General features: G+C 63.4%; 12 protein-coding genes and 1 pseudogene. 7 read left to right on the top strand and 6 right to left on the bottom strand.

The genetic code is table 11. The features are described 5' to 3' along the window. Nucleotides 1-5: 5 nt before the first annotated feature. Complete coding sequence (gene uvrD, locus HU720_RS07270; RefSeq protein WP_186518613.1) at nt 6-2,189, bottom strand: DNA helicase II; 2,184 nt, start codon at nt 2,187-2,189, stop codon at nt 6-8. A 251-nt stretch (nt 2,190-2,440) separates the two neighbouring features. Here uvrD and HU720_RS07275 point away from each other — a divergent pair, with 251 nt between their 5' ends. Continuing rightward, complete coding sequence (locus HU720_RS07275; RefSeq protein ID WP_186518615.1) at nt 2,441-5,302, top strand: GGDEF domain-containing phosphodiesterase; 2,862 nt, start codon at nt 2,441-2,443, stop codon at nt 5,300-5,302. Here the strand turns inward: HU720_RS07275 and zwf are convergent. After that, nucleotides 5,299-6,741 carry a glucose-6-phosphate dehydrogenase gene (zwf, locus tag HU720_RS07280; protein WP_186518617.1) on the bottom strand — a complete coding sequence of 481 codons (1,443 nt, stop codon included), beginning with the start codon at nt 6,739-6,741 and terminating at the stop codon, nt 5,299-5,301. The two genes, HU720_RS07275 and zwf, sit on opposite strands and share 4 nt — an antisense overlap. 103 nt (nt 6,742-6,844) lie before the next feature. Between zwf and hexR the strand changes: the two genes are divergently transcribed. After that, the gene (gene hexR, locus HU720_RS07285; protein ID WP_186518619.1) at nt 6,845-7,711 is read left to right on the top strand and encodes a transcriptional regulator HexR; all 867 of its coding nucleotides are present in this window, start codon (nt 6,845-6,847) and stop codon (nt 7,709-7,711) included. Between the two features lie 301 nt (nt 7,712-8,012). Continuing rightward, nucleotides 8,013-8,231, top strand: a complete 219-nt coding sequence (locus HU720_RS07290; protein ID WP_186518621.1) for a hypothetical protein — start codon at nt 8,013-8,015, stop codon at nt 8,229-8,231. Here HU720_RS07290 and HU720_RS07295 read toward each other — a convergent pair. Then, a complete protein-coding gene (locus tag HU720_RS07295; protein ID WP_186518623.1) occupies nt 8,173-9,135 on the bottom strand; it encodes a LysR family transcriptional regulator in 963 nt (320 codons plus the stop codon). The two genes, HU720_RS07290 and HU720_RS07295, sit on opposite strands and share 59 nt — an antisense overlap. 191 nt (nt 9,136-9,326) lie before the next feature. Here HU720_RS07295 and HU720_RS07300 point away from each other — a divergent pair, with 191 nt between their 5' ends. From HU720_RS07300 to HU720_RS07315, 4 genes and pseudogenes are all read left to right on the top strand, one after another. Next, nucleotides 9,327-10,742, top strand: coding sequence for an acetyl-CoA carboxylase biotin carboxylase subunit (locus HU720_RS07300; protein WP_186518625.1), 1,416 nt, complete (start codon nt 9,327-9,329; stop codon nt 10,740-10,742). Nucleotides 10,743-10,840: 98 nt separating this feature from the next. Beyond that, on the top strand, nt 10,841-12,649 hold the full coding sequence (oadA, locus tag HU720_RS07305; protein ID WP_186518628.1) for a sodium-extruding oxaloacetate decarboxylase subunit alpha: 1,809 nt from the start codon (nt 10,841-10,843) through the stop codon (nt 12,647-12,649). Between the two features lie 133 nt (nt 12,650-12,782). Beyond that, nucleotides 12,783-13,220: pseudogene (locus HU720_RS07310) on the top strand (HipA domain-containing protein); the annotation flags it as partial. Continuing rightward, a complete protein-coding gene (locus HU720_RS07315; RefSeq protein WP_186518632.1) occupies nt 13,217-13,495 on the top strand; it encodes a helix-turn-helix transcriptional regulator in 279 nt (92 codons plus the stop codon). The pseudogene HU720_RS07310 and the gene HU720_RS07315, both read left to right, overlap by 4 nt. A gap of 111 nt (nt 13,496-13,606) precedes the next feature. On the opposite strand, the gene HU720_RS07320 is transcribed toward HU720_RS07315, so the two are convergent. From HU720_RS07320 to HU720_RS07330, 3 genes are read right to left on the bottom strand one after another with little or no spacing between them, the layout of a single operon-like run. Further along, the gene (locus HU720_RS07320; protein WP_186518634.1) at nt 13,607-14,278 is read right to left on the bottom strand and encodes a GNAT family protein; all 672 of its coding nucleotides are present in this window, start codon (nt 14,276-14,278) and stop codon (nt 13,607-13,609) included. Nucleotides 14,279-14,285: 7 nt separating this feature from the next. After that, nucleotides 14,286-14,732 carry a GNAT family N-acetyltransferase gene (locus HU720_RS07325; protein ID WP_186518636.1) on the bottom strand — a complete coding sequence of 149 codons (447 nt, stop codon included), beginning with the start codon at nt 14,730-14,732 and terminating at the stop codon, nt 14,286-14,288. 12 nt (nt 14,733-14,744) lie between these two features. Next, the gene (locus HU720_RS07330; protein ID WP_186518638.1) at nt 14,745-15,374 is read right to left on the bottom strand and encodes an FMN-binding negative transcriptional regulator; all 630 of its coding nucleotides are present in this window, start codon (nt 15,372-15,374) and stop codon (nt 14,745-14,747) included. Nucleotides 15,375-15,398: the final 24 nt, after the last annotated feature.

The following is a 15,398-nucleotide window of genomic DNA, read 5'->3' on the forward strand; positions in this document are numbered from 1 at the left end:
TGCGCTCAAAGCGCTTCGAGCTTGGCGTACCCCATCATCAGCCACTTGCTGCCTTCGGCAAAGTTCACCTGCACCCGGGCCTGGGCGCCAGAGCCTTCGAAGTTGAGGATAACGCCCTCACCGAACACCGCATGCTGCACCCGCTGGCCGAGGTTGAAGGCCGTCTGGGGGATGTTGGCATTGGCGAAAATGCTGCTTGGCGCAGCCTTTGCGCCGCCAAACGGACGGCTGACGCTATTGGAAAGCCGCACTTCCTGCACCAGCCCTGGCGGAATCTCCCGTACGAAACGCGACACCTTGTTGTAGGTCTCGCTGCCATACAGGCGCCGAGTTTCGGCGTAGGTCATCACCAGTTGGCGCATTGCCCGGGTGATCCCCACGTAGGCCAGGCGGCGCTCTTCTTCAAGGCGACCAGGCTCTTCGAGGCTCATCTTGTGCGGGAACAGGCCCTCTTCCATGCCCACCAGGAACACATAGGGGAATTCCAGGCCCTTGGCACTGTGCAGGGTCATCAACTGCACGCTGTCTTCGTGCTCGTCGGCCTGGCTGTCGCCAGCTTCCAGCGAGGCGTGGCCAAGGAAGGCCGACAGCGGCGACAGGTCGGCGTCTTCTTCGGCGCTTTCGAAGTTGCGCGCAGCGCTGACCAGTTCCTCAAGGTTTTCTACCCGTGCCTGGCCCTTTTCACCCTTTTCTTCCTGGTGATAGATGATCAAGCCGGACTGCTCGATGACGGTCTGGGTCATCAGGTGCAGCGGGCTGTCCACCAGTTTGGCGGCAAGGTTTTCGATCAGTTCGATGAACGCACCCAGCGCACTGGCGGCGCGGCCCTTGAGGCCTTTGGCGGCGATGAGTTGGCACATGGCCTCCCACATCGACAGCTGGCTGTGGCGGGCGTGGTCGCGGATGGCTTCGACGGTTTTTTCGCCAATGCCACGCGGCGGCACGTTGATTACCCGCTCCAGCGCCGCATCGTTGCCGCGGCCTTCGAGCAGGCGCAGGTAGGCCATGGCGTTCTTGATTTCGGCACGTTCGAAGAAGCGCTGGCCACCATAGATGCGGTACGGCACGCGCTCGCGCAGCAGCGCCTCTTCGAGGACCCGCGACTGGGCGTTGGAGCGGTACAGGATGGCAATCTCGTTGCGCGCATTGCCCTGCTTGATCAGGCTCTCGATGGTCTCGACCACGTAGCGCGCTTCATCGTGCTCGTTATACGCGGCGTACAGCGTGATGGGCTCGCCTTCGCCCATGTCGGTCCACAGCTCTTTGCCCAGGCGCCCGCTGTTGTTGGCGATCAAGGCGTTGGCTGCCTTGAGGATGCCGCCGGTGGAGCGGTAGTTCTGCTCCAGGCGGATCATTTCGGCGTCAGGGAAATCCGCAGTGTACTGGTGAATGTTCTCGATTTTTGCGCCGCGCCAGCCATAGATCGACTGGTCGTCATCGCCGACCGCCATCAGGCTGTGGCCCCCGGCGCCGAGCAGGCGCAGCCAGGCGTACTGCACGGCGTTGGTGTCCTGGAACTCGTCCACCAGAATGTGCCGGAAGCGGCGCTGGTAGTGTTCCAGCAGGCCCGGCTGGTCGCGCCACAGGTCGAGGGCGCGCAGCAGCAGCTCGGAGAAGTCGATGACGCCGGCGCGCTCGCACGCCTGTTCGTAGGCGGCATAGACATCGCGCATGGTGCTCAGGTACAGGTCGCCGCCTGGCTGGATGTGGCGCGGGCGCAGGCCCTCGTCCTTTTGCCCATTGATGAACCACTGCGCCTGACGCGCCGGCCATTTCTGCTCGTCCAGGCCCAGCTCGCGCATGACCCGCTTGACCAGGCGCTGCTGGTCGTCGCTGTCGAGAATCTGGAAGTTCTGCACCAGCCCCGCCTCCTGCCAGTGCGCGCGCAGCAGGCGATGGGCCAGGCCGTGGAAGGTGCCCACCCACATGCCGGCCGGGTTGATGCCCAGCAGTTGTTCGATACGCTGGCGCATTTCTGCCGCGGCCTTGTTGGTGAAGGTCACCGACAGGATCGAATGCGGCGAGGCCTGTTCGACCTGGATCAGCCAGGCGATACGGTGCACCAGCACGCGGGTCTTGCCCGAGCCGGCACCGGCCAGTACCAGTTGCCGCCCAAGCGGGGCCGCTACGGCCTGGCGTTGAGCGTCGTTGAGGGAGTTCAGCAGGAGGGAGAGGTCGTCAGTAGGCATCCGGCCATTCTAGGGCCGCACAGGGGGCAGGGCAAACGCGGCCTGCGCAAATCGCCCGGGTGGCGTTTTACCGTTCATCGCCAAGGGCTGGGCTGCGGCGCCGTTGAGCGGTTGGTCGGGGCGGCCGATACATTTTCGAAATCGTGACGCAGAGCAGTTTGGTCTGGCGTGACGCTTGTGTATTCTCCGTGCTCGTGCGGCCAGCCATAACAAGAACACCACCAGAAATGAGCCCTATGACCCAGGATTGCATGGCGATCGGAACATCGCCGCCGATGTCACCGAACGTTCGCAGGCAATACGCCACCGAGCTTTCGATCGAGCGCACCCGTCTGCTCTATCAAGGCTCGCTGTTGCCCACTTTGCTGATGCTGCTTACCGGCCTGCTTTGCGCCTGGCTGTTGTGGGCGCCTGCGCGTTATGTGCAGGTTTCCGTGTGGCTGGTCTGGCTGGTGGCGCTGGTGGTGCTGCGGGTGGTTCAGGTGGCGGCCTTCGAGGCAGCGCCTGCGGCGCGCCAGGCCAGCCCCAGTTGGAGGCGCATGTTTCTTGGCGGCTCGGCGTTCAGCGGGCTGACGCTGGCCAGCGCGGCGATTGCCCTGGCACCTGTGGATAACTTCGTGCAGCAGGCTTGGGTGTTCGGCTTGCTTGGCGCGGCGGCGCTTTCGGCCAGTGTTGCCTATGCGGTGAGCCTGCCGGCGTTTCTGAGCTTCGCCTTGCCCTGCCTGGTGCCGCCGATCGTCTTTCTGTTCGTTTACGACGCCGGCCAGCAGAGCGGCTGGGGCTGGCTCGGGCTGATTCTGCTGGGCGCGCTGATGGTAGTGGCCTGGCAGGTCAATCGGCTGATCGAGCATGGCCTGCTGCGGCGCTTCCAGAACCAGTCGCTGATCGAGCATCTGCAAAGCGCCCAGCGCCAGGGCGAACACCTCAATCACCAGCTCACCGCCCAGGTGCGCCAGCGCCGCCAGGCCGAGGACGAACTGCGCCAGGCGCACGCGGGCCTGGAACAGCGGGTGGCGCAGCGCAGCCACGAACTGGACCTCGCCAACCAGGCCCTGAGCAAGAGCGAGCAGCGCCTGGCCCAGGCGCTGGAGGCCAGCGAACTGGGCTTGTGGGACTGGAACCTGGAAACCGACGAGGTGCATCACACGCAACTGCATGCCCTGTTCGGCCTGGATGCCGAGCAGGTGCGCTCGGTGCGCGCCGACCTCAAGCCGCGCTTGCACCCCGATGACCTGCCCATGCTGCGGCGCACGGTGGTCGAACACCTCAAGGGCCGTACCGAGGACTACCAGGTTGAATACCGCGTGCGGCATGTGCAGGGCCACTGGTGCTGGATCGAGGACCGGGGGCGAGCGGTCGAGCGCGATGCCAACGGCAGGGTGCTGCGCATGCTCGGCACCCGGCGGGATGTGTCGGCGCGCAAGCAGCAGGAAGAGCAGCAGCGCCTGGCTGCGACGGTATTCGAGGCGGCCAGCGAAGGCATTGCCATTCTGGATGCCGACTTCCAGTTGCTGGCAGTCAACCAGACGTTCTGCGACGTCACCGGCTACGGGCGCGCCGAGCTGATTGGCCGCAACGCCCTGGAGCTTTCGTGCAGCCGCGATGCGCGGCGCCACAGCCAGGCCATCGACCAGGCACTGGAGCAGCAAGGGCGCTGGCAGGGCGAGCTGGTCGAGGCGCGCAAGAACGGCGAGCTCTACCCGCAGTGGCTGCAGCTCAACAGCGTGCGCGATGCGCGCGGCGGCGTCGCCAGCATCGTCGGCTTCTACACCGACCTGTCGGCGCGCCGTGAGTCCGAAGAGCGCCTGCGCTACCTGGCCCACTATGACGACCTCACGGGCCTGGCCAACCGGGCGCTGTTCCGCCTGCGCCTGCACGAAGGCGCGCAGCGTATGCGTTTCAATGGCCGCAGCCTGGCCTTGCTGCATGTCGACCTGGACCGCTTCAAGTTGCTCAACGAGAGCCTTGGCCATGAAGTGGCCGACCAACTGCTGAAAAAGATGGCCCAGCGCATCGCCAACGCGGTGCCCGAGGCCGATACGGTGGCGCGCCTGTCGGGCGATGAGTTCGCCATTCTGTTCGATGGCTATACCAACCTGTCCAGCCTGGTGCGCGTCACCACGCGCCTGCTCGACAAGCTGCGCGTGCCGCAGCGGCTGGGCGGGCACGAGGTGGTTATCAGTGCCTCGGTGGGCATCAGCCTGCTCGCTGATGGCAATTTCGACCTCAACGCGCTGGTCAGCCAGGCCGATATGGCCAAGCAACATGCCAAGCACCTGGGTGGCGACAACTTCCAGTTCTACACCGAAAGCCTGCGCGCCAGCACCCTTGAGCGCTTGCAACTGGAAACCCAGTTGCGCAAGGCCATCGACGAGCGCCAGTTGCTAGTGTATTACCAACCCAAGTTGTGCCTGCGCAGCGGCCGCCTGCATGCCGCAGAAGCCTTGGTGCGCTGGCAGCACCCGCAATTGGGCATGGTGCCGCCGAGCGAATTCATCGGGCTTGCAGAAGAAACCGGGCTGATCGCGCCGATGGGCGAACTGGTGCTGCGCCAGGCCTGCTGGCAGGCCTGTGAGTGGCGCCGTGAAGGGCTCGAAATCCGCGTTTCGGTCAACTTGTCGGTGTATCAGTTGCGCCAGGGCAAGCTGGTCAGCCTGGTGCGCCAGGTGCTTGAGGAATCAGGCTTGGCGCCGCATCTGCTGGAGCTTGAACTCACCGAAAGCCAACTGCTGGACAGCGTCGACCACATCATCGCCACCTTCGAGCAACTGCACCAGTTGGGGGTGAAACTGGCGATTGATGACTTCGGCACGGGCTATTCGTCGCTGAGTTACCTCAAGCGCTTCCCGGTGGACTACGTGAAGATCGACCAGGCGTTCATTCGCGGCTTGCTCGAAGGCAGCCAGGATGCAGCCATTACCCGGGCGATCATCGCCATGGCCAAGAGCCTGCAACTGCAAGTGGTGGCAGAAGGCGTCGAAACCGCTGAGCAGTTGCAGTTCCTGCGCGAGCACGGCTGTGACGAGGTGCAGGGCTACTTGATCAGCCGGCCCGTCGACCCGGCAACCTTCAGGGCATTGCTGGAGCGGCCGGCCGAGTATTGGCTGAACTAACTGTGCCAGGCGTGGCCGTTGCGGGCCAACAGGCTGTTGGCTTGCTCCGGGCCGTTGCTGCCGGCGCTGTAGGGGCGCGGGGCCTGGAAATGCTCCTCCCAGCCCTGCAGGATAGGGTCGATCCAGGCCCACGCCGCCTCCACTTCATCGCGGCGCATGAACAGCGTCGAATCGCCTTCAAGCACATCCAGCAGCAAGCGCTCGTAGGCCTCCCAGCGGCGGGTCTGGGCAAACGCCTGGGCAAGGTTCAGGTCTAGCTCGACCGGCGCCAGGCGCATGCCTTTACCGGGGCTCTTGGTCATCATGCGCAGGCTGATGTGTTCGTCCGGCTGCAACTGGATGAGCAACTGGTTGACCTGCCCGCCACTGAACAGCTCGTGGGGCACCGGCTTGAACTGGATGACGATTTGCGACGAGCGCCGCGCCATGCGCTTGCCGGTACGCAGGTAGAACGGCACGCCGGCCCAGCGCCAGTTGTCGATGTGCGCTTGTACGGCGACGAAGGTCTCTGTATCGGAGTCGTTGTCGACGTCTTTCTCGAAATAGTAGGCGGGCACTTCCTGGCCGCCGATCTTGCCGGCGTGGTACTGGCCGCGCACGGTGGTGTCCTGCACGTTCTGGCCGGTGATGGGCTTGAGCGCACGCAGAATCTTCACTTTTTCATCGCGCACCGCCTCGGCTTCGAACTCCGCCGGCGGCTCCATGGCCACCAGGCACAGCAGCTGCAACAGATGGTTTTGCAGCATGTCGCGGGTGGCGCCGGCGCGGTCGTAGTAGGCGCCGCGGTTCTCTACGCCGAGGGTTTCGCACACGCTGATCTGCACATGGTCGACCTGGCTGTTGCGCCACACCGGCTCCAGCAGGGCGTTGGCAAAGCGCAGGGCCATGAGGTTCTGCACGGTTTCCTTGCCCAGGTAGTGGTCGATGCGAAACACCTGGCGCTCGGCGAACACCTCGCCAATCGCCTCGTTGATGGCGGTGGCCGACTCCAGCGAGTGGCCGATGGGCTTTTCCAGCACGATGCGTGCTTCGCTGTCGGCCAGCCCGGCAATGCGCAGGTGGTTGGCAATCGGCACGAACAGCTTGGGCGCGGTAGCCAGGTAGTAGATACGCGTCAGCCCGAAAGGCTCGCCCAGGTAGCGTGCCAGGCGGCCGAAGTCGGCGCTTTGCCCGGCGTCCATGGGGAAGTAGTCCAGGCGTGCGCTGAAGCGCTGCCAGACGTCTTCGTCGAAGTCCTGGCGGGCGATCTGGGCGCGGCAGTGGCGCTCGGCAAGCTTGATGTAGTCGTTACGCGGCAATGGCCGGCGGGCCAGCGCGATGATGCGCACGGCCTTGTGCAGGCGGGCCTCGCGGTACAGGTGGTAGAGCGCTGGCAGCAGCTTGTGCAGGGCCAGGTCGCCGGTGCCGCCGAATACCAGAATGTCGCAAGGAATAGTCAAACCGCCACTCTCCACGTTCGTTTAACTGGGCGGGTTGGCAAGCATGTAGTATAACTACAAGAAAGCTACATCCCGGCCAGTCGATCATAACCGAGTCCCGCCCGTGAATCTGTTGCAACATATCGCCCAATCGCGCCACCTGCTGCGCAAATCGGAACTCAAAGTGGCCGACCATGTGCTGCTGGACCCGGCTGCGGTCATGCACAGTTCGATGGCGGACCTTGCGCATAACGTGGGCATCAGCGAACCGACCATCGTGCGTTTCTGCCGGGCGATCGGGTGTTCGGGCTTCCAGGACCTGAAGTTGAAGCTGGCGCAAAGCCTGGCGGCCGGTGCCAGTTTTGGCCAATTCGCCATCCATGAGGATGACTCGGTTGCCGACTACAGCCTGAAGATTTTCGACACCACGCTGCATACCCTGATGGAGGTGCGCGAGCACCTCGACCCGCAGGCCCTGCAAGCGGCGGTGACGGCCATGTCCCAGGCGCAGCGCGTGGAGTTCTACGGCTTTGGTGCATCCGGTGCGGTGGCGGCCGATGCCCAGCACAAGTTCTTCCGTCTGCTGCTCAGCGCGGCGGCGTATTCCGACCCGCACATGCAGGCGATGTCGGCAGTCACCTTGAAAACCGGTGATGTGGCGGTGTGCATTTCGCAGTCGGGGCGGTCCAAGGACCTGCTGATCACGGCCAACCTGGTGCGTGAGAGCGGCGCCACGCTGATCACCTTGTGCCCCAGCCAGACACCGCTGGCTGAACTGTCGACGGTCAACCTGGCCATCGACGTGCATGAAGACACCGAAATCTACACCCCGCTGACCTCGCGCATTGCGCACCTGGTGGTCATCGACGTGCTGGCCATGGGCGTCGCCATGGCGCGCGGCCCGAGCCTGGTCAACCACCTCAAGAGCGTCAAGCGCAGCTTGCGCAGCCTGCGCCTGTCGCCCAAGTCGATCAAGGCGACGGACGACTGATTTGGGAGGTCCTCAGGTTGCCCTGGTCTACCAGCAGCGCGGCCTTGTGTAGGAGCGGCCTTGTGTCGCGAAAGGGTCGCAAAGCGGCCCCGGCTATTTCAGCTTGAAGCACAAATCCTGGGGGCGCGTCGCACCCCTTTCGCGACACAAGGCCGTTCCTACGTTGACCGCGCAACGGCGTCGATACAGCGCAAGCCCACAGTCCGCTGCAAACTTCACGGTTCTGTCATCCTTTGAACACCAAACGGTAAACCCCTGACGCCAGTCTGGAGCTCCCCACATCCTTTCTGGGAGACAGGCAATGGCACGTGATATCGACGGTTCGTATCAACCCACCGCCAAAAGTCGCAAGCAGCAGGAAAAGGACCATCGCCGCATGGAATTCCGCCGCGCCATCGAGACCTACAGCGACCAACGCCAATTGCTGCGCGAGATCGCCGACTACCCCGACCTGCAAGCGCTCAACGTGTGGCAGGCGTCAGCGGCAATTTCCCCGAGAAACGCTCAACAAGCCCACTGATCTGCGCCCGTTCGCTGCGGATGAACGCCTGAAACGCCAGCGCCACCGGTGACTGGCGTTTGCTTTTCGACTGCACCAGGCACCAGCTGCGGTACAGCGGCAGCTCCTCCACCGGCAGCTCCTTGAGCACGCCTGTGGTCAGCTCCATGTTGACTGCATGGCGGGTCAGCAAGGCGAGGCCCAGCCCGGCCACCACGCACTCGCGCTGGGCTTCATTGGACGACACTTCCAGGGTCTGGGTGAAGTGCACGCGCTTGTCCTTGAAGAACTCTTCGCACGCCTTGCGCGTGCCCGAACCCTGCTCGCGCACCAGCAGCGTATGCGGCTCCAGGTCTTGCAGGCGCAGGCGTTCCAACTGGCACAGCGGGTGATCCGGCGGCGCCACGGCAATGATCGGGTTGTTCAGAAAAGGCAGAAACTCAAGGCCCATGTCCTGCGGCACCATCGACATTACCGTCAGGTCGTCGCGGTTGTCGGACAGCCGGCGTATCGCCTGGGCGCGGTTGACCACGGTCAGGGTCAGGTTGACCTCGGGATGGCGCTGCTTGAAGGCGGCAAACAGGTGCGGCACGAAGTACTTGGCACTGGACTCGATGGCCAGTTTCAACTGCCCCTGCAACGAGCCCTGCATGTCCGAGAGTTGCATGTCGAGGTTCTCCAGGCGCCCGAAAATGTCACGGCTGGCGCGCTGCAAGGCCTCGGCGGCTTCGGTGAGGTACAGCTTCTTGCCGACGTAGTCGAACAGCGGCTGGCCAACCAGCTCTTCGAGCTGCCTGATCTGTAGACTTACGGCGGGTTGCGTCAGCGACATTTCTTCGGCTGCCCGGCTGTAGGAGCGCAAGTCACACACTTCGTTGAACACTTGCAGCTGACGTAAAGTCATTCGCATCAAGGACTTACGCATAATTTCCCCGGCATTGGCAAAACCTTGTTACCTGACTATAAGCTTTTGCTAATACTACCCCCAACAAATATTGATTTTTGTTTATCAACCCACAGCGCTAGGGTGAATGTGCGACTGGCCAGCAACGTCTGGTCACGCGCCGACCGGTAAAACCGGGTCGTCTGTTCCTACGGGCTTTGGGAAGAATCCAAGTGATAAAAAAAATCCTGATCGCCAACCGGGGTGAAATTGCCGTCCGCATCGTGCGGGCTTGCGCCGAGATGGGCATCCGCTCTGTGGCGATCTATTCCGACGCCGACCGTCACGCCTTGCACGTCAAGCGCGCCGACGAGGCCTACAGCATTGGCGCCGAGCCGCTGGCCGGTTACCTGAACCCGCGCAAGCTGGTCAACCTTGCTGTCGAAACTGGCTGTGATGCCCTGCACCCGGGCTACGGTTTCCTGTCGGAAAACGCCGAGCTTGCGGACATCTGCGCCGAACGCGGGATCAAGTTCATCGGCCCGGCCGCCGACGTCATTCGCCGCATGGGCGACAAGACCGAAGCGCGCCGCACCATGATTGCCGCCGGTGTGCCGGTTACGCCGGGCACCGAAGGCAACGTCGCCGACATCCATGAAGCGTTGCAGGAAGGCGAGCGCATCGGCTACCCGGTCATGCTCAAGGCCACCTCCGGTGGCGGCGGGCGCGGTATCCGCCGCTGCAACAGCCGTGAAGAACTGGAACAGAACTTCCCTCGGGTGATTTCCGAGGCCACCAAGGCCTTTGGCTCCGCCGAAGTGTTCCTGGAAAAGTGCATCGTCAACCCCAAGCACATCGAGGCGCAGATTCTCGGTGACAGCTTCGGCAACGTGGTGCACCTGTTCGAGCGTGACTGCTCGATCCAGCGCCGCAACCAGAAGCTCATCGAAATTGCCCCAAGCCCGCAGCTCACCCCGGAGCAGCGCGCCTACATCGGCGACCTGGCCGTGCGCGCCGCCAAGGCGGTGGACTACGAGAACGCCGGCACCGTGGAGTTTCTGCTCGCCGATGGCGAGGTGTACTTCATGGAGATGAACACCCGGGTGCAGGTGGAGCACACCATCACCGAGGAAATCACCGGCATCGATATCGTCCGCGAGCAGATCCGCATTGCCTCGGGCCTGCCGCTGTCGATCAAGCAGGAAGACATCCAGCACCGCGGCTTCGCCTTGCAGTTCCGCATCAACGCCGAAGACCCGAAGAACAACTTCCTGCCAAGTTTCGGCAAGATCACCCGCTACTACGCCCCTGGCGGCCCGGGCGTGCGCACCGACACGGCGATCTATACCGGCTACACCATCCCGCCGTTCTACGACTCGATGTGCCTGAAGCTGGTGGTCTGGGCATTGACCTGGGAAGAAGCCATGGACCGAGGCCTGCGGGCCCTGGACGACATGCGTGTGCAGGGGGTCAAGACCACCGCCGCGTATTACCAGGAAATCCTGCGCAACCCGGAATTCCGTAGTGGCCAGTTCAATACCAGCTTTGTCGAAAGCCACCCAGAACTGACCAACTACTCGATCAAGCGCAAACCCGAAGAGCTGGCCCTGGCCATCGCCGCCGCCATCGCCGCCCACGCAGGCCTTTGAATGCAGCTGCAAGCTGCGAGCGGCAAGCTGCGAGTAGAAGCAGACCAGCTTTTACGTGTGGCTTGTAGCTAGAAGCTTGCCGCTACAAGGAGAAAACAATGTCCAAGAAAATCTTTGTTACCGACACAATCCTGCGCGACGCCCACCAGTCTCTGCTGGCCACCCGCATGCGCACCGAAGACATGCTGCCGATCTGCGACAAGCTCGACAAGGTCGGCTACTGGTCGCTGGAAGTCTGGGGTGGCGCCACCTTCGACGCCTGTGTGCGTTTCCTCAAGGAAGACCCGTGGGAGCGCCTGCGCAAGCTGCGTGCCGCGCTGCCCAACACCCGCCTGCAAATGCTCCTGCGCGGGCAGAACCTGCTGGGCTACCGCCACTACAGCGACGATGTGGTCAAAGCCTTCGTCGCCAAGGCCGCGGTCAACGGCATCGATGTGTTCCGCATCTTCGACGCCATGAACGATGTGCGTAACCTGCGCGTGGCCATCGAGGCGGTCAAGGCGGCTGGCAAGCACGCCCAGGGCACCATCGCCTACACCACCAGCCCCGTGCACACCATCGACGCCTTCGTGAAGCAGGCCAAGCAGATGGAAGCCATGGGTTGCGACTCGGTGGCGATCAAAGACATGGCCGGCCTGCTGACCCCGTTCGCCACCGGCGAGCTGGTCAAGGCGCTGAAGGCCGAGCAGTCGCTGCCGGTGTTCATCCATTCCCACGACACCGCAGGCCTGGCTGCCATGTGCCAGCTCAAGGCGGTCGAGAATGGCGCCGATCATATCGACACCGCCATCTCCAGCTTCGCCTGGGGCACCAGCCACCCCGGCACCGAGTCGATGGTCGCAGCGCTCAAGGGCAGCGAGTTCGACACCGGCCTGGACCTGGAACTGCTGCAGGAAATCGGCCTGTACTTCTATGCCGTGCGCAAGAAGTACCACCAGTTCGAAAGCGAGTTCACCGCCGTGGATACCCGCGTGCAGGTCAACCAGGTGCCAGGCGGGATGATTTCCAACCTGGCCAACCAGCTCAAGGAGCAGGGCGCCCTCAACCGCATGGGCGAAGTGCTGGCCGAGATCCCACGGGTGCGTGAAGACCTGGGTTTCCCGCCGCTGGTGACCCCAACCTCGCAGATCGTGGGCACCCAGGCGTTCTTCAACGTGCTGGCCGGCGAGCGCTACAAGACCATCACCAACGAGGTGAAGCTGTACCTGCAAGGTGGCTACGGCAAGGCGCCGGGGGTGGTCAACGAACAACTGCGGCGCCAGGCCATCGGCAGCGAAGAGGTGATCGACGTACGCCCGGCTGACCTGCTGAAACCTGAGATGAGCAAGCTGCGCAGCGAAATCGGTGCGTTGGCCCACAGTGAAGAGGACGTGCTGACTTATGCCATGTTCCCGGACATCGGGCGCAAGTTCCTCGAAGAGCGCGAGGCCGGCAGCCTGACGCCTGAAGCCTTGCTGCCGATCCCGGAAGCCGGCGCGGTGGCCTCGGTGGGCGGTGAGGGTGTGCCGACTGAGTTCGTCATCGACGTGCACGGCGAGACTTACCGCGTGGACATTACCGGTGTCGGGGTCAAGGCGGAGGGCAAGCGCCACTTCTACCTGTCCATCGACGGCATGCCGGAAGAAGTGGTGTTCGAGCCGCTCAACGACTTCGTCGGCGGCGGCAGCAGCAAGCGCAAGCAGGCCAGCGAGCCGGGCCACGTCAGCACCACCATGCCGGGCAATATCGTCGATGTGCTGGTCAAGGAAGGTGATGTGGTCAAGGCCGGGCAAGCGGTGCTGATCACCGAGGCGATGAAGATGGAAACCGAAGTCCAGGCGGCCATCGCCGGCAAAGTGGTTGCCATCCACGTCGCCAAGGGCGACCGCGTGACACCGGGCGAGATCTTGATCGAGATCGAGGGCTGATTCCAAAGCCCTTGGCTGAAAACGGTTTACCTCAGGGGGGCGCATGCTCCCCTTTTTTTCGTGTCCATATCTGCACTATGTTGCAGATAACCCTTCGCACGTGGCGGTGCTCGAAAAGCTGGTCAACGTGTAGCGCGAAGCTGGGCAGGCGGATCAGGTGCCCGAGTTGATCGCTGACTATTTGCGTCGAGACCTTATCAACAAGATCCTCGGCAACGCGGATAACCATGGGCGCAATACCGCCATTATTCGGACTCGTGATGCGGTTCGGCTAGCACCGATCTATGACCTCGCGCCAATGGTAATGGACCAGGAAGGGATTACCCGCACGACAAAATGGCCCGCGCCGATTGAGCGGGCGGGCGAGATCAATTGGCCAGGCGCATGCGCCGCGCTTGCGCCACTCATCGACCCGGAGCAAGCCTTCCAGCGGCTGCGCGAAGATGCCCGGCAGCTTTTGGCATTGCCCGATGTACTTGCCGGCTTGGGGCTCTCAGATGCGGTGATGGACCACCCGGCCATTGCGTTGAGGCGGCTTGACCGCTGTATGGCTCAGTGGGGGTTGCTATGACGATGTCCATTCAAGCCCGTGGGCTGCTTATCGATAGTGTCCGTGAAGGCATTGCGGACGGCAGCCTTGAACTAGGCGCTGCGGTCCGGCGTTTGCGCACCGAGGTGGCGCAGATGCAGCAGACCCAGTTCGCGCAGATGTGCAAAGTGTCGGTGCGCACGCTGATCCAGATCGAGCAGGGCGAAGGCAATCCGACGCTCAAGTCGTTGAACGCCGTGTTTAAGCCGTTTGGGCTGCAAATGGGGGTGGTGCGGCGTAATCGGCAGGTCAGATAGATGTGTGGTTGGTAACCGCGACATTGCTGGCTGGACCCAATCCTGTGGGAAATGATGGAGAGTTGTGGCGAGAACAGGCTTGCATAAAACAGTAGAATCGCCCGCGAGCTGTCAAGCCTGGCGGCAGGCTTCGAGTGTCTGCAACTGGCCCTCTGGCGGCTGGTTTTGATCGCTCAACCAGCGCTCGAACCCGCGCGCCAGCGCCGGCCATTGTTCATCGGTAATCGAGTACCACGCGGTGTCGCGGTTGCGGCCCTTGACCACCATGTGGTTGCGAAACACCCCTTCGAAGACAAACCCGAAGCGCTCAGCTGCACGCTTCGAGCGCGCATTGGCGTTGTTGCACTTCCACTCCAGCCGGCGGTTGCCCAGCTCGAAACCCAGCTTGCTCAGCAAGTACACCGCCTCTGTGCCCTTGGGTGTGCGCTGCATGGCGGCGCCGAAGGCGATGTGGCCGAGTTCGAAGCGGCCGTGGTCAGGCACGATCGACATGTAGCCGAGCAGGCCTTGGGCCTGGCCGCTGGCGCGGTCGATGACGCTGTAGAACAGCGGGTCGCGGCCAGCGGCATTGCCCTGCAACCAACGGTCGAAGGCGGCGCGCTCGCTGAACGGGCCATAGGGCAGGTAGTCCCACAGCAACGGGTCCGAGGCCGGCCCTTGCAGCGCTTGCCACAGGTCGTCGCCGTGGCGCGCCGGGTCGAGCTTTTCCAGGCGAATGAAACGGCCATCAAGCGTGTCTGCCTGGGGGATGGCTGCGGGCTTGAAGTGCAGTGCGTCGGTCATGGGCGGCCTACAGGGCTTTGCGAAATTGAATGAAGCCGGACCGCTCGGCGACCTGCTGGTACAGGCTGATAGCGGTGGCGTTGGTCTGGTGGGTCAGCCAGTGCACCTTGCTGCAGCCGTCGGCCTTGGCGGTGGCGCACACATGCTCGATCAGCTTGCGGCCTACACCCAGGCCGCGCTGGCCGGCGTCGACGTACAGGTCTTGCAGGTAGCAGGCGTTCTCAATGCTCCAGTTGCTTCGATGGTAGATGAAGTTGACCATCCCTACCGCCTTGCCGTCGACCCAGGCGAGCGTCGAATGGGTTGGCTCGCTGGCATCGAGCAGGCGCTGCCAGGTGTTGGCGCTGACCTCTTCGCAGAGTTCGGTCTCATAGAAGCGCAGGTAGGCCTGCCACAACGGCTGCCAGGCAGCGTGGTCTTCGGCAGTGACTGGGCGCAGGGTTACTTGGGGCATGGGGCTCTTCCTTTAGAGAGTGCGCATATGCGCGGCGAGTTGTCTGTCGAGCGGGTCGCGGCTGGCGCCGAGGCCTTCGCGCACGCCGGCAAAATCTTCGGCTGAGCGGTTCTGGCTGAGCTTGCGCGCACCTTGCAGGCGGGCGATTGGCAGGCGGATACCGACGATGGCGCGCAGCATGCCGTCGAGGTAGTCGGCCGGCGCGTCGGTTACGCGCCACGGGGTGTCACGGCCTTGTTCGTGGCGGTCGGTCAGGCGCGTGACGATATCCAGCAGCGGCGCAGCTTCATGGATCACCTCGGCCACGCCGTAGGCGTGCACGGCGGTGTAGTTCCAGGTGGGCACGGTTTTCGGGTTGCTGGCCTTGCTGGGGTAGTACGTGGGGCTGACATAGGCATCGTCACCCGGGAACACCAGCAGCGCCTCGGCGCCGCTTGCCAGGTCCTGCCACTGCGGGTTGGCGCGGGCCAGGTGGGCATGCACGGTGCCGAACTCGCCTTCGCTGGTGGTCAGCAGCACTGGCAAGTGCGTGGCCAGCAAACCCCGTTCGCCGTGGCTGACGAGCATGGCCAGGCGGGTTTGCTGCATGTGCTGGTGCAGGCGAGCAAGGTCGTGGTCCTGGTGCGGTTTGCTGTTGTACATGCTGAAGTTTCCTTGTGCTGTGAC

Source organism: Pseudomonas sp. SWRI51, from assembly GCF_014268825.1.
GTDB classification, from domain to species: Bacteria; Pseudomonadota; Gammaproteobacteria; order Pseudomonadales; family Pseudomonadaceae; genus Aquipseudomonas; species Aquipseudomonas farsensis.

Bases quoted from the DNA above. Each gene is read 5' to 3' on its own strand.
- uvrD (WP_186518613.1), bottom strand. From the start codon at position 2,189: ATGCCTACTGACGACCTCTCCCTCCTGCTGAACTCCCTCAACGACGCT.
- HU720_RS07275 (WP_186518615.1), top strand. From the start codon at position 2,441: ATGGCGATCGGAACATCGCCGCCGATGTCACCGAACGTTCGCAGGCAA.
- HU720_RS07290 (WP_186518621.1), top strand. From the start codon at position 8,013: ATGGCACGTGATATCGACGGTTCGTATCAACCCACCGCCAAAAGTCGC.
- HU720_RS07295 (WP_186518623.1), bottom strand. From the start codon at position 9,135: ATGCGTAAGTCCTTGATGCGAATGACTTTACGTCAGCTGCAAGTGTTC.
- oadA (WP_186518628.1), top strand. From the start codon at position 10,841: ATGTCCAAGAAAATCTTTGTTACCGACACAATCCTGCGCGACGCCCAC.
- HU720_RS07315 (WP_186518632.1), top strand. From the start codon at position 13,217: ATGACGATGTCCATTCAAGCCCGTGGGCTGCTTATCGATAGTGTCCGT.
- HU720_RS07320 (WP_186518634.1), bottom strand. From the start codon at position 14,278: ATGACCGACGCACTGCACTTCAAGCCCGCAGCCATCCCCCAGGCAGAC.
- HU720_RS07325 (WP_186518636.1), bottom strand. From the start codon at position 14,732: ATGCCCCAAGTAACCCTGCGCCCAGTCACTGCCGAAGACCACGCTGCC.
- HU720_RS07330 (WP_186518638.1), bottom strand. From the start codon at position 15,374: ATGTACAACAGCAAACCGCACCAGGACCACGACCTTGCTCGCCTGCAC.